The organism is Micromonospora sp. NPDC005686 (assembly GCF_042871665.1).
Lineage (GTDB): Bacteria > Actinomycetota > Actinomycetes > Mycobacteriales > Micromonosporaceae > Micromonospora.
Map to the genome: position 1 here is coordinate 190,171 of NZ_JBIAIY010000006.1, position 13,428 is coordinate 203,598.

The 13,428-nt window shown below is 72.2% G+C and carries 11 protein-coding genes; 6 read left to right on the forward strand and 5 right to left on the reverse strand.

Translation table 11 applies throughout. From position 1 onward, the window contains the following. Positions 1–18: 18 nt before the first annotated feature. Positions 19–684, reverse strand: coding sequence for a hypothetical protein (locus ACFYON_RS16215; RefSeq protein ID WP_355095047.1), 666 nt, complete (start codon positions 682–684; stop codon positions 19–21). Positions 685–875: 191 nt separating this feature from the next. On the opposite strand from ACFYON_RS16215, the gene ACFYON_RS16220 reads away from it, so the two are divergent. Next, positions 876–1,475: a copper resistance CopC family protein gene (locus ACFYON_RS16220; protein ID WP_355095049.1), complete on the forward strand. Its 600-nt coding sequence runs from the start codon at positions 876–878 to the stop codon at positions 1,473–1,475. Between the two features lie 111 nt (positions 1,476–1,586). Here ACFYON_RS16220 and gltX read toward each other — a convergent pair whose 3' ends face one another. Genes gltX through ACFYON_RS16235 form a run of 3 tightly spaced genes read right to left on the reverse strand, consistent with a single transcriptional unit; the run spans position 1,587 to position 5,631 of the window. After that, on the reverse strand, positions 1,587–2,996 hold the full coding sequence (gltX, locus tag ACFYON_RS16225; protein WP_355095051.1) for a glutamate--tRNA ligase: 1,410 nt from the start codon (positions 2,994–2,996) through the stop codon (positions 1,587–1,589). A 47-nt stretch (positions 2,997–3,043) separates the two neighbouring features. Next, positions 3,044–4,321 carry an MFS transporter gene (locus ACFYON_RS16230; protein ID WP_354872257.1) on the reverse strand — a complete coding sequence of 426 codons (1,278 nt, stop codon included), beginning with the start codon at positions 4,319–4,321 and terminating at the stop codon, positions 3,044–3,046. Further along, positions 4,318–5,631 carry a GH1 family beta-glucosidase gene (locus tag ACFYON_RS16235; protein ID WP_387320911.1) on the reverse strand — a complete coding sequence of 438 codons (1,314 nt, stop codon included), beginning with the start codon at positions 5,629–5,631 and terminating at the stop codon, positions 4,318–4,320. The genes ACFYON_RS16230 and ACFYON_RS16235 overlap by 4 nt, the downstream gene beginning before the upstream one ends. Positions 5,632–5,831: 200 nt before the next feature. Here ACFYON_RS16235 and ACFYON_RS16240 point away from each other — a divergent pair, with 200 nt between their 5' ends. Then, positions 5,832–6,278: an SRPBCC domain-containing protein gene (locus ACFYON_RS16240; protein ID WP_349880980.1), complete on the forward strand. Its 447-nt coding sequence runs from the start codon at positions 5,832–5,834 to the stop codon at positions 6,276–6,278. A 139-nt stretch (positions 6,279–6,417) separates the two neighbouring features. Here ACFYON_RS16240 and aceE read toward each other — a convergent pair whose 3' ends face one another. Next, the gene (gene aceE / locus ACFYON_RS16245; RefSeq protein ID WP_387320856.1) at positions 6,418–9,162 is read right to left on the reverse strand and encodes a pyruvate dehydrogenase (acetyl-transferring), homodimeric type; all 2,745 of its coding nucleotides are present in this window, start codon (positions 9,160–9,162) and stop codon (positions 6,418–6,420) included. A 189-nt stretch (positions 9,163–9,351) separates the two neighbouring features. On the opposite strand from aceE, the gene ACFYON_RS16250 reads away from it, so the two are divergent. The 4 genes from ACFYON_RS16250 to ACFYON_RS16265 all read left to right on the forward strand — a co-directional run bounded on the left by ACFYON_RS16250 (position 9,352) and on the right by ACFYON_RS16265 (position 13,423). Next, positions 9,352–9,756 carry a secondary thiamine-phosphate synthase enzyme YjbQ gene (locus ACFYON_RS16250; protein ID WP_030271630.1) on the forward strand — a complete coding sequence of 135 codons (405 nt, stop codon included), beginning with the start codon at positions 9,352–9,354 and terminating at the stop codon, positions 9,754–9,756. A gap of 110 nt (positions 9,757–9,866) precedes the next feature. After that, positions 9,867–10,337, forward strand: a complete 471-nt coding sequence (locus ACFYON_RS16255) for a MarR family transcriptional regulator (RefSeq protein WP_354872249.1) — start codon at positions 9,867–9,869, stop codon at positions 10,335–10,337. A 62-nt stretch (positions 10,338–10,399) separates the two neighbouring features. Beyond that, complete coding sequence (locus ACFYON_RS16260; protein ID WP_387320858.1) at positions 10,400–12,877, forward strand: transketolase C-terminal domain-containing protein; 2,478 nt, start codon at positions 10,400–10,402, stop codon at positions 12,875–12,877. A 111-nt stretch (positions 12,878–12,988) separates the two neighbouring features. Then, a complete protein-coding gene (locus ACFYON_RS16265) occupies positions 12,989–13,423 on the forward strand; it encodes a DUF3052 domain-containing protein (RefSeq protein ID WP_013287823.1) in 435 nt (144 codons plus the stop codon). Positions 13,424–13,428 lie beyond the last annotated feature (5 nt).

The following is a 13,428-nucleotide window of genomic DNA, read 5'->3' on the forward strand; positions in this document are numbered from 1 at the left end:
GACGGAACCCTGGGCCGCTCAGCGGGTGCGGCGGCGGACCAGCAGCGCGATGCCGGCCAGCCCGGCGGTGATCACCAGCACGACGCCCACGTTGAGCAGCAGCAGCCGCTGGAGTTCGCCGAGCGCGGTGTCGAGATCCCGCACCGGGTCGAGCGCCTCCTCCGGCAGAACACGCTCCCCGCCGCCGATGCCGCCGGTGAGCGTGTCGAACTGCGCCGGCATCGGCACGCCGACCGAGCGCAGCGTCTCGGGCATGTTGAGCCGCCCGAAGAACCAGCCGGCCCGGGTGCTGCTCGCATCCGGCTGCTTGCCCGGCCGGTAGATCCGCGGACCGCCCTTGGCCAGCGGGAACAGGTCGTAGGTGCGCTGCGGGCCGGCGGCGGCGAGCACCAGCACCGTGTACTTCGGACCGAGATCCTTCGCGGCCGGGCCGCGCAGCTGGCCGGTCGTACCCAGCCACTTGACCTGGTCGATCACCAGGTTGACCTCGGTGGGGCTGACGTCGGTACGCAGTTTCAGCGGCGCGTCGAGCCGTTCGCCGGTGATGTCCACGCCGGTCGGGGCGGCGGGCTTGGGTTTGGGCGCGGCCTGTGCCGCGGCCGTGCCGGCCAGGGCCAGCGAGCACGCCAGGGCCGCTACGCTCCCGGTTACGGCGACCAGCAGCCGTCTCACCCTCCGGATCATCGCCGCCTCCTCGCCCCGTTCGATGGCTGGCTTCCGCTGCAGGTCACACTGGACCGGTGTCCACCACAAGACTCCGCATAACGGCGCTCGGTCGCAGCAGGTGGAAGAGTATTTGGAACTATCTGCGAGCTGAGACCGACCAACACAGGGTCGATGATCATCGGCCGGATCCTACCCGGACGGAGGGAACCATGGGGGGCAGGGTCGCCCGTGCGACGCGTACCTGGGCGGTGGTGATCGGGGTGGTGGCGGCGTCGGCGCTGCTGCCGGCCGCGCCGGCCGCGGCGCACAATTCATTGACCGGTAGTGACCCGCGCGACGGGGCCCGGCTGGCCGCCGCACCCGAGCGGATCGAGCTGCGGTTCCTCGCCACGCCGAAGGAGGCCACCACCGAGGTCACCGTCACCGGCCCGGACGACGCGGCGGCGACCGGCGGGGCGCCGACCTTCTCCGGCAAGCGGGTGAGCGTGCCGTTCCGGCCGGGCCCGGCCGGGCTCTACGTCGTGACCTACCGGCTCGCCTCGGACGACGGGCATCCGATCAAGGGGGAGGTCCGCTTCACCCTGACCACCGGCGCCCCGCCCTCGGCGAGCGCGCCATCCACCAGCGCCGCCCCGACCGCCAGTGCGGTCCCGACCAGCGCCGCGCCGTCCCCGGCGAGCCCGACCCCGGCCGCCGCCGGGGCGGACGACGGCGGGGGTACGGGCTGGCTCTGGGCGGCCGGGGCCGTGGTGGTGCTCGTCGCGCTCGGGGGCGGGTTGCTGTTGCGCCGCCGCGCGACCCGCAGCTGAACGGCTGCGAACACTCTCGGTTACCTGCGCGGAGTGATGACCGCTGAGCACGGATATGCCTCTGAGTCATGAAGATGACTCAGAGGCATGTCGCTCACGCGGGCCGGTGGCTCAGACCAGGCGTACGCGGGCGGCGCGCAGCCGGGTCAGCGTACGGTCGCGGCCGAGCACCTCCAGCGACTCGAACAGCGGCAGGCCGACGGTGCGCCCGGTGACCGCGACGCGTACCGGCGCCTGCGCCTTGCCGAGCTTCAGCCCGCGCGCGGTGCCGACCACCTCCAGCGTGGCCTTCAGCGACTCGGCGTCCCAGGACTCCAGCGCCTCGAACGCGACGATCGCCGCGTCCAGCAGTTCGGCGGCGCCCTCCTTCATCGCCTTGGCCCAGGCCGCCTCGTCGATCAGCGGGTCGGCCAGGAACAGGAAGTCGACGTTCGGCACGATCTCGCTGAGCACCGCGATCCGGGTCTGGGCCAGCGGGGCCACCGCCGCGAACGCGGCCGGGTCGAACTCGTCCGGCTGCCACGGCGGCGGGGCGATCGTGTCGGTGCCGGTGAGCCACGGCCGGCACGCCTCGACGAAGTCCGCCACCGGCAGCGCCCTGATGTAGTCGCCGTTGAACGCGCGCAGCTTCTTCTCGTCGAAGAACGCCGGGGACGGGTTGACCTCGTCCAGCCGGAACTCCTCCTCGATGACCGACCAGGGCACGATCTCCCGGTCGCCCGAGGGCGCCCAGCCCAGCAGCATCAGGTAGTTGCGCATCGCGTCGGCGAGGTAGCCCTCGTCCCGGTACGCCTCCAGCGCGACCTTGTCCCGCCGCTTGGACAGCTTCTGCCGCTTCTCGTTGACGACCACCGGCACGTGGGCCCAGACCGGCGGCTTCACGCCGAGCGCGTTCCACAGCAGTTGCTGCTTCGGGGTGTTCGGCAGGTGCTCCTCGGCCCGGATCACGTGGGTGATCCCCATCGACATGTCGTCGACCACGTTCGCCAGCAGGAACACCGGGGATCCGTCGCCGCGGGCGATGACGAAGTCCTCGATCAGCTTGTTCTCGAACGTCGGCTCGCCGCGGACCAGGTCGACCACCACCGTCTCGCCCTCGTCCGGCGTACGGAAGCGCAGGGCTCGGCCCTCGCCCGGCCCCAGGCCGCGGTCGCGGCAGAAGCCGTCGTAGCCGCGCTGCTGCGGTCCGGTACGGGCCTGCACGGCCTCGCGGGTGCAGTCGCAGTAGTAGGCCCGGCCGCCCTCGTACAGCCGCTGCGCGGCGGCCCGGTGCTCGCCCGCGTACGAGGACTGGAAGTAGGGGCCCTCGTAGCTGTCCCGGGCGATGCCGATCCAGTCGAGCGCGGACAGGATGCCCTCGGTCCACTCGGGCCGGTTGCGTGCCGCGTCGGTGTCCTCGATGCGCAGCACGAACACCCCGCCCTGCTGCTTGGCGAAGATCCAGTTCTGCAGCGCCGACCGGGCGCCGCCGACGTGGAACATACCGGTCGGGGAAGGGGCGAAGCGTACACGTACCGTCACGCCCCCAGCCTACGGCGGACCGCCACGGGTTTCCGGCAGGGGGCCGGTCAGGGCACCGACTTGATCTTCACCACCAGGGCGCTGCCGAGCACAGTGACGGCCGCGGTGACCGCGTACAGCGTCGGATAGCCGCCGAGGTGCACCACGATCGGCGCGGACAGTGCCGGCCCGAGCACCTGCGGCGCCGAGTTGGCGATGTTGATCACGCCCAGGTCCTTGGCCCGGTCGGTGGCGGCGGGCAGCACCTGCGTGATCAGCGCGGCGTCCACCGCCAGGTAGACGCCGTAGCCCGCGCCGAGCAGCAGCGCCGCCACCATCGCCATCGGCCAGACCGGCGCCACCGCGAGCAGCAGCGCCGCCACCGCCATGATCAGCCCAGAGGCGATCACGAAGACCTTGCGCCGGCCGGAGCGGTCGGACAGGCGTCCGGCGACCACCGCGGTCAGCATCATGCCGACCGTGTAGAGCAGGATCAGGATCAGCAGCGAGCCCTCGGGGTCGGCCACCCGTACCCCGTCGGTGAGGAAGTAGAGCAGGTAGAGCGTGCCCAGCGCGTTGCCGGTCTGCACCAGGAACCGGGTGAACCAGGCCCAGGCGAAGTCGGGGTGGCGACGCGGGCTGATCCACATCGAGGCGAACAGGGACCGCAGGCGCAGCGGCGAGCGGTGCTCCCGGGGCAGGTGGTCGTCCTGGGTCAGCAGCGCGAACGGCAGCGACAGCAGCAGCACGGCGACCGCCATCGCCGCGTACCCGGCCGCGTTGCCGGTGACCACGGCGGTCACCAGCACCGCGCCCAGCACCAGGCCCAGCGCCTGCGGGATGCCCACCCAACCGGACACGCCGCCACGCTGGGCGACCGGGACCCGGTCGGGGATCGCGGCGGTGAGGCTGGCCAGCATCGCGTTGAAGCAGACCTGCGCGGCGACCCAGGCCACCGCCACCCCGGCGATGGTGTTCTGCCGGGCCAGCAACACCAGGGCGAGCGCGCCGATCACCGCGCCGACCGCGGTCCAGACGTGCCGGCGGCCGAAGTGCCGGTTGGCCAGCCGCAGCGAGGTGCGGTCCGACAGCGCCCCGGCGAGCGGGTTCGCCAGCACCGCGGCGAGCGCGCCGATGCCGGTGACCACCGCCAGCATGGCCTCCTTGTCGGCCGGGGCGATCCGTTCCACCTGCTGCGGCAGCAGCACCTGGATCGGGGTGAAGAACGCCATCCAGACGCCCAGGTTGGCCGCGAAGATCAGCGCGATCCAGCTCCGCCGCACCGGCACTGTGGGCTCGGCGAGCGCCGCCGGCAGCGAGGCCGGCGTCGGGTTCACCGTGGTCATCGCCGGACCAGGTCCCGCAACCAGGTGTACGACGACTTCGGCGTCCGCCGCTGCGTGTCGAAGTCGACGTGCACCAGGCCGAACCGCTTGGTGAAGCCCTCGGCCCACTCCCAGTTGTCCAGCAGCGACCAGACGAAGTACCCGGTCACCGGCACGCCCTCGGCCATCGCGTCGCGCACCGCGCGGATGTGCCCGTCCAGGTACGCGATCCGCTCCGGGTCGTGCACCCGGCCGTCGGCGTCCGGCGCGTCGTCGTACGCGCAGCCGCTCTCGGTGATCTGGATCGGCGGCAGCGCGTCGCCGTACCGCTCGTGCAGCTGGAGCAGCAGTTCCCGCAGCCCGTCCGGGGCGACCGGCCAGTCGAACGCGGTGCGCGGGTAGCCGTCCAGCGGCACGATGTCGAACGGCAGCGGCGAGTCCGCCTCGGGCGCCCGGATGCCGGTCGGGTTGTAGTAGTTGACGCCGAGCACGTCGATCGGGGCGGCCAGCACGTCCAGGTCCCCGTCGCGGACCAGCGCCGGGTCCACACCCGGCGCGTCCGGGTAGCCGCGTCCGAGCAGCGGATCGGTGAACAGGAGGTTGTGCAGCGCGTCGTACGCCGCCGCGGCGGCCCGGTCCGCGTCGGTGTCGCCGGCGAGCCGCACCGGGGAGTAGTTGTTGGCGATCGCCACCGGTGACGTGGTGCGGGCGCGCAGCGCGGAGACCGCGAGACCGTGCCCGAGGAGTTGGTGGTGGGCCACCGGGAAGGCGTCGAACAGCAGCATCCGGCCGGGGGCGTGCACACCCATGCCGTAGCCCATGCTCATGTGGATGAACGGCTCGTTGAGCGTGATCCAGAGCTTCACCCGGTCGCCGAGGCGGGCCGCGGCCAGGTCGGCGTACTCGGCGAAGCGGGCCGAGGTGTCCCGGTTCAGCCAGCCGCCGGCGTCCTCGAGCGGCTGCGGCAGGTCCCAGTGGAACAGCGTGGCGACCGGGTCCACCCCGGCGGCGAGCAGGCCGTCGACCAGCCGGTCGTAGAAGTCCAGCCCGGCGGCGTTGGCCGGGCCCGAGCCGACCGGCTGGATCCGGGGCCAGGCGAGCGAGAACCGGTACGCGGACACCCCCAGCCCGGCCAGCAGCGTGGTGTCCTCGGCGTACCTGTGGAAGTGGTCGCACGCCGGGTCGCCGGTGCTGGCGTCGGCGACCCGGCCCGGCTCGCGGGCGAAGGTATCCCAGATGGACGGACCGCGACCGTCGGCTGTGGTCGCGCCCTCGATCTGGTACGCGGAGGTGGAGACCCCCCAGCGGAAGCCGGCGGGGAACTCGGGCATCGCGGTCGTCAAGATCACCCTCCCAGCACGTGAGGCGTGCTCGCGACTCTAGGGCTCCGCGAGTCGCCGCGCCATAGGCAGAGATGACTGGGTGGCGCAAGGGAGTTCGGCGTGTCTTTTCCGAACCCGTCCGCTTAAGTCCGATTTACACATAGAGTGCCGAATATCGCGGATGTGATTTAAGTGGGGGAAAGATATTCATGATCCTCGTGGAACGCAGCGCACACGTGGCGGCGCCGGTGGAAGTGGTCTGGGACGTCGTGCAGCGCGCCGAGCAGTTGCCGGCCTGGCTGGCGGGGGTCCGCGCGGCCGAGGTCCTGTCCGGGGAGGGATTCGGGCGGCGGCAGTTGGTCCAGGCTGGACGCGGGGCCGCGCACGAGGCCGAGGTGATCGCCTTCCAGGAGCCGACCCTGATCGGCTGGCGCGAACGCGCGAAGGGCGCCGGCGCCCGGGCCGAGGCACGCACCGAGATCTACGTCCAACTGACCCCGGACGAGGAGGACGGCGGCACCGTCGTACGGCTGATCGTCGTGCGGTGGCCGGCCGGACCCGTCAAGGCGGCCCTGCTCCGGCTCGGCCTGCGCCGGGTCGGCGCCGACCTGGAGGACTCGCTGGCCCGGCTGACCGACCTGGCCGCCGTCGGCTGACCGAGCCCGTCCCGGCGTCGCCCGCGATGGTGACGGCCCGGCGTCCCCGCCAGGGACGCCGGGCCGTCGTCGCATCGGGGGACGAGAAGGGCCCGGCGCACCTGGCACCTGGCGCCGGGCCCTTCTCGTGTGACGGGTACTAGCTGTCGCCGCCGGTCTCGCCGACCGGGGCGGCGTTGACGTCGTCCAGCGCGTACTTGCGGGCGGCGTCGGCCGGCACGTGGGCCGGCACCACGCCGCGCAGCGCGAGCTGGCGCAGCGTGGCGACCGCCACCGACTCGGCGTCCACGTGGAAGTGCCGGCGCAGCGCGTGCCGGGTGTCCGACATGCCGAAGCCGTCGGTGCCGAGCGAGGTGTAGTCCCCGGGTACCCAGCGGGCGATCAGGTCCGGTACCGCGCGCATCCAGTCGCTGACCGCGACCTTCGGCCCGTCGGCGTCGGCCAGCTTCCGCGCGATGTACGGCACCCGCGGCTCCTCGCCCGGGTTGAGCAGGTTGTGCTCCTCGCACTGGACCGCGTCGCGGCGCAGCTCGGTCCAGGACGTCACCGACCACACGTCGGCGGAGACGCCCCAGTCCTCGGCGAGGAGCTGCTGGGCCTTGAGCGCCCACTGCATGCCGGTGCCGGAGGCGAGGATGTTCGCCTTCGGCGCGTCGTCGCCGACCTGCGGCGCGGGGGAGTAGCGGTGGATGCCCTTGAGGATGCCCTCGACGTCCACCCCCTCCGGCTCGGCCGGCTGGAAGATCGGCTCGTTGTAGACGGTGAGGTAGTAGAAGATGTTCTCCTGCGCCTCGCCGTACATCCGGTGCAGGCCGTTCTCCATGATGTGCGCCAGCTCGAAGGCGAACGCCGCGTCGTAGGAGACCACCGCCGGGTTGGTGGCGGCGAGCAGCAGCGAGTGCCCGTCCTCGTGCTGGAGGCCCTCACCGTTGAGCGTGGTCCGGCCGGCGGTCGCGCCGATCACGAAGCCCCGCGCCATCTGGTCCGCCGCCGCCCAGAACCCGTCGCCGGTGCGCTGGAAGCCGAACATCGAGTAGAAGATGTACAGCGGGATCATCGGCTCGCCGTGGGTGGCGTACGCCGTGCCCGCGGCCGTGAAGGAGGCCACCGACCCGGCCTCGTTGATCCCCTCGTGCAGGATCTGGCCGGTGGTCGACTCCTTGTAGGACAGGAACAGCTCCCGGTCCACCGAGGTGTAGCGCTGGCCGTGCGGCGAGTAGATCTTCTGGGTCGGGAAGAGCGAGTCCATCCCGAAGGTACGGGCCTCGTCCGGGATGATCGGCACCCAGCGCTTGCCGAACTCCTTGTCCTTCATGATGTCCTTGAGCAGGCGGACGAACGCCATGGTGGTGGCGACCTTCTGCTTGCCCGATCCGCGCTTGACGTCGGAGAACCGCTCGGTGCCCGGGACGGCGAGCGTCTTGCGCGCGGTGTTGCGCGTGGGCAGGTAGCCGCCGAGCTGCTGACGCCGGTCCTTCAGGTACGTGATCTCGTCCGACTTCTCACCCGGCGTGTAGTACGGCGGGAGGTACGGGTTCTCCTCCAGCTGCTTGTCCGGGATGTCCAGGTAGAGGCGGTCGCGGAAGAGCTTCAGGTCGTCCAGCGTCAGCTTCTTCATCTGGTGCGTGGCGTTGCGGCCCTCGAAGTGCGAGCCGAGCGTCCAGCCCTTGATCGTCTTGGCGAGGATCACCGTCGGCTGGCCGGTGTGCTCCATCGCCGCCTTGTAGGCCGCGTAGAGCTTGCGGTAGTCGTGGCCACCCCGCTTGAGGTTCCAGATCTCCTCGTCGCTGAGGTCCTCGACCATCTTGCGGGTCCGCGGGTCGCGGCCGAAGAAGTGCTCCCGCACGTACGCCCCGGACTCCGCCTTGTAGGTCTGGTAGTCGCCGTCGGGCGTGGTGTTCATCAGGTTGACCAGCGCGCCGTCGGTGTCCGCGGCGAGCAGCGGGTCCCACTCCCGGCCCCAGACGACCTTGATGACGTTCCAGCCGGCGCCCCGGAAGAACGCCTCCAGCTCCTGCATGACCTTGCCGTTGCCGCGGACCGGTCCGTCCAGGCGCTGGAGGTTGCAGTTGATCACAAAGGTGAGATTGTCCAGCTCCTCGCGGGCGGCCACGCCGATCGCGCCGAGCGACTCGACCTCGTCCATCTCACCGTCGCCGAGGAACGCCCAGACGTGCTGCTGGGAGGTGTCCTTGATGCCGCGGTGCTGCAGGTAGCGGTTGAACCGCGCTTGGTAGATCGCGTTCAGCGGCCCGAGGCCCATGGAGACGGTGGGGAACTCCCAGAAGTCCGGCATCAGGCGCGGGTGCGGGTACGACGGCAGCCCGCCGCCGGGGTGCGACAGCTCCTGCCGGAAGCCGTCGAGCTGGGTCTCGCTGAGCCGGCCCTCCAGGAACGCCCGCGCGTACATGCCGGGCGAGGCGTGACCCTGGTAGAAGATCTGGTCCCCGCCGCCGGGGTGGTTCTTGCCCCGGAAGAAGTGGTTGAAGCCCACCTCGTAGAGGGACGCCGAGCTGGCGAAGGTGGAGATGTGGCCACCGACGCCGATCTCCGGGCGCTGCGCCCGGTGCACCAGCATCGCGGCGTTCCACCTGATGTACGCCCGCAGCCGCCGCTCGACGTGCTCGTCACCCGGGAACCACGGTTCGTGCTCCGGCGGGATGGTGTTGATGTAGTCGGTGGTCGTCAGGGACGGCACCCCGACCTGCCGCTCGCGGGCCCGCTCCAGCAGGCGCAGCATGACGTACCGGGCTCGCTTTGTCCCGCGCTCGTCGATGACACCGTCGAGTGACTCGACCCATTCGCTGGTCTCTTCAGGGTCGATGTCCGGAAGCTGGCTCGGCAGACCAGCGGTGATCACCGGGCGCTTGCGTTCCGTAGCCACAGGCGTTCCCTCGGTTTCGTGTGGGATAGGTCTCTAGCGCCATCCTGCCCCCTGGTGGCGCGTGCCGTCATCTCTCCCACCCCCAGAGGCGACGCTGAACACAGGTACCCATCAGTAACTTTGCGCGATCACCGGATGCGCTATCGGCGGGCGCGGCGGAGAACAGGGCACTGCGGCAGAATGCGCCCTATGCGTAGTGAGGTGATCACCGTCCGGACCGGCTCCCGGCCGACCGTCCGGGACATCACGAGCGAGGCCGAGCGGTTCGTGTCCGGGGCCGGCGACGGCCTGCTGCACGTCTTCGTCCCGCACGCCACCGCCGGGCTGGCGATCATCGAGACCGGCGCCGGGTCCGACGACGACCTGTTGCGGGCACTCGACGACCTGCTCCCCACCGACGACAGGTGGCGGCACCGGCACGGCTCACCCGGGCACGGCCGCGACCACGTACTGCCGGCGTTCGTGCCGCCGTACGCGACCCTGCCGGTGCTCGGCGGGCGGCTCCAGCTCGGCACCTGGCAGTCGATCTGCCTGGTCGACACCAACGGCGACAATCCCGACCGTCAGGTGCGCTTCTCGTTCCTGGCCGGCTGACCGTCTCCGCCGTCGTTTCCTCCCCGGAGTCCGTCATGATCGGCAGTCGATTGCATGAGGTGCCTCACCGTTCGGCTGATGGAAGATCCACTTGGCAATAACATGAACGGATGGCGCACTCCACCGTTTCCGCCGCCCGCGACCGGGCCGAACTGGCCGGGGAGACGGTGCGCCGGATCCTGCACGTCGCCGCCGCGATGCGGCACCACCAGGGCGTGGGGATCGCCGCGTTGGGACTGACCCCGGCCACCGCCCGCGCGCTGCACGAACTCGACCCGGACCGCCCGCTGCCCGCCCGCGACCTCGCCGAGCAGCTCGGCTGCGACAGGTCCAACGTCACCGGCCTGGCCGACAAGCTGGAGCGGGCCGGGCTGGTGGAACGCCGTACCGACTCGGCCGACCGGCGGCAGAAGGCGCTGGTGGTCACCCGGCGCGGCCGGGAGGTCCGCGAGCGGGTCGGGCAGGTCATGTCGGACTCCCGGCTGCTCGACGGCCTGAGCACCGCCGAGCTGGCCGCGCTGCGTGACCTGGTCTTCAAGGTCTCCGACGGCGGCTGCCCGGAGGGCTGCGGCGAGGTTTGAGCCACGCCGGGCGGAACGTGTCCGACTGGGCGCGGCGGCCCGGAGTCGGTAATGCTGTCCGCGTGAGTACCCCGCAAGATCTCGACGACCGCCTCCGAGCCGAACTGGCCGCGCTCGGTGCGCCCGACCAGCGGCGCGACCTGGGCGAACCGCTGCCCGAAGGCGGGCCGCTGACCGGGGCGCAGGCGCTGGCGCTGTTCGACGCGCAGTCGACCAGCCGGCTGCTCGACCTGGCCGGTCGGTGGCTGTCCGGCTTCGGTGAGGGGTATTTCACGATCGAGTCGGCCGGGCACGAGGGCGACGCCGCGGTGGCCGCCGCGCTGCGGCCGACCGACCCCGCGCTGCTGCACGCCCGCTCCGGCGCGTTCTACTGCCTGCGCGCCGCCCAGGCCGCCGGCGCCTTCCCCGCCGCCCCGCCGCACCTCATCCCCACCGCGCCGGACCTGCCGGCTGCGACCGGTGCCGACGCCGACCCTCAGGACCCCGGGACATCCTGGAGCGAAAGTGCCCCGGTGAGGGCCGTTCCGCACCAGGATCTCGACGCCGAGCCGGGGGAGAGGGAGGCGGACAGCCTTCCCGTGGGAGCCGGGGTGGTCGTGGACGCGGACGGGGACGCGACTGTCGGCGTACCCGATCTGCCGCAGCCCGCGCCCGACGACGCGTTCGCGGCGGCGGCGCGCGACGTGCTGCGCGGCATCGTCGCCTCCGCCGAGGAACCGGCCGCCGGCGGACGGGCGAAGGTGTTCGGCCGCGCGGACCTGGCGGTCGTGCCGACCACCTCGACCGCCGGTTCGCACCTGCCCCGCGCCGTCGGCCTGGGGTTGGCGCTGGAGCGGCTGCGCCGCGGCGCGCGACCCGCCGACGGCGCGGCGGAGGCGGCGTCCTGGCCGGCGGACGCGGTGGTGGTCTGCTCCTTCGACGACGGCGCGATCAATCAGGCCACGGCCACCGCCGCGCTCAACACGACCGGCTGGTACGACCACACCGGCCTGCGCATCCCGGTGCTGTTCGTCTGCGCGGACGGCGACGCCTCCGAGGGCTGGGTGGCCGCCGCGCTGCGGTCCCGGCCCGGTATCCGGTACTTCGGCGCCGACGGCACGGACGTGGCCGCGACGTACCGGGTCGCGGCCGAGGCGGCGGACTGGGTACGCCGGCAGCGCCGTCCCGCCGTGCTGCACCTGAGCGCGGTCCGGCTGACGGAGCCGGGTGACGGGGACGCGGCCCGCGACCCGCTGCTGGCCACCGCGCGGCTGCTGGTGACCTCCGGGTACGCCAGTGGCGAGGAACTGCTGGCCCGGTACGACGAACGGGGCTGGCAGCTGCGCCGCGTCGCCGAGGAGGTGCTGGACGAGCCGAAGCTCGCGTCCCCGGTCGAGATCGTGCGGGAGCTGGCGCCGCGCCGGCCGGTCCGGGTGTCCCGGGCGGTCGCCGAGGCGGGGGCACGGGCGGCCGGTCCGGCCGCCGGCGCGCGGGCCGAGGCGTTCGGCGGCAAGCCGCCGGAGCTGACCGGCCGGCTGACGCTGGCGCAGAGCATCACCGCCGCGCTCGCCGACGGGATGCTCGACCATCCCGGGATGGCGGTGTTCGGCCAGGAGGTGGCCGCCCGGGGCGGGGCGCACGGGGTGACCGGGGGACTGCGGGACCGGTTCGGGGCAGCGCGGGTGTTCGACACGCTGCCCGACGAGACCTCGATCCTCGGGCTCGGGCTGGGTGCCGGCCTGGCCGGACTGCTGCCGGTGCCCGAGATCCGCCACCTCGCGTCGCTGCACGGCGCCGAGGACCAGCTCCGCGGCGAGGCGGCCACCATGCGGTTCCTGTCCCGGGGCGCGTTCCGCAACCCGATGGTGGTGCGGGTGGCCGGCCTGGCGGCTCCGGAGGGGCTCGGCGGGCACGACCACAACGACAACTCGCTGGGAGCGCTGCGCGACGTGCCGGGGCTGGTGGTGGCCGTGCCGGCCCGGCCGGACGACGCCGCGCCGATGCTGCGTACCTGCCTGGCGGCGGCCCGGGTGGACGGCAGCGTCTGCGTCTTCGTGGAGCCGGTCGCGCTCTACCACGTCCGTGACCTGCACACCGAGGGTGACGAGGGGTGGACCGCCGAATACGCCGAGCCGGGCGCCTGGGGGGACCGCCACGTGCCGATCGGGCGGGCCCGCGTCTACGGGGTCGGCTCCGCCGAGGACCTCACCATCATCACCTTCGGTAACGGGGTGCGGATGTCGCTGCGTGCCGCCGCCACGCTGGCCGAGGAGGGTGTGGGCAGCCGGGTGGTGGACCTGCGCTGGCTCGCCCCGCTGCCGACGGCCGACATCATCAGGGAGGCCTCGGCGACCGGCCGGGTGCTGGTGGTGGACGAGACGCGGCGGTCCGGCGGGGTGGGCGAGGGCGTGCTGTCCGCGCTGGTCGACACCGGGTACGTCGGCGCCGCGCGGCGGGTAGCCGGACTTGACTCGTTTGTACCATTAGGTCCGGCCGCTCGTCAGGTTCTGGTCTCAGCGGAAGCCATCACCCAGGGTGCCCGTACGCTGCTGGCACGGTAAATTCCGTTCCACCCGGTGCGCCACTTGCGCGGCGAGCCGCAACTGTGTGGACTGAGCCCGACGGTGTCACCGGACGCCACGAGCAGTGATGAGATGAGGAGGCACTCGACAGTGAGCGCGACCGCTGGCCAGGCCGACGGGGTACGCAGCCTGGCGGACCGGTTCGGTATCGAGCCGGGCATGGTCGTCATGGAGATGGGCTACGACGACGACGTAGACACCGATCTCCGGGACGCCCTGACCGACCGCTGTGGGGAACTCGTCGACGAGGACACCGACGAGGTTGTCGACGCGGTTCTGGTCTGGCACCGAGACGGCGACGGTGATCTGTTCGAGCTCCTCGTCGATGCCCTCGGGCCGCTCGCGGACAACGGCGTGGTGTGGCTCCTGACCCCGAAGGCCGGCCGGGACGGACACGTCGAGCCGAGCGAGGTCGCCGAGAGCGCACAGACTGCCGGGTTGCAGCAGACCTCCACCATCAACGCCGGCCGCGACTGGAGCGGCGCCCGCCTCGTCATGCGGCGCGGGTCGAAGAGCAAGAAGTAGGGGCC